Genomic DNA, 244 nt, shown 5'->3' on the forward strand with positions numbered 1-244 from the left:
AGAAGCCGTCGGGATCGTTCTTGCTGAGCAGGAGGACGAAGAGCCCGGCCAGAGCCACCCAGTCCCGGCCGACACCGAGGGCACGGATGCCGCCGACCGCCACGCCGACCAGCACCACCGCACCGACGGCGACGATCCCCGGAGCGCCCGAGGCGACGATCGCGAGGCCTCCGAACCCGACCGCGATGCCGCAGGCCAGACCGACGAGCGACTGGACGCCCGCGCGGGCGGAGTCCGCCACGGT

Annotated in this window: 1 pseudogene; it reads right to left on the reverse strand. The window is 73.8% G+C overall.

Annotation, left to right across the window (positions count from 1 at the left end):
- Positions 1-244, reverse strand: a pseudogene (locus tag KVT44_RS56645) (hypothetical protein); the annotation flags it as partial.

It is taken from the genome of Streptomyces sp. GbtcB7 (genome assembly GCF_019091445.1).
GTDB lineage: Bacteria > Actinomycetota > Actinomycetes > Streptomycetales > Streptomycetaceae > Streptomyces > Streptomyces mirabilis.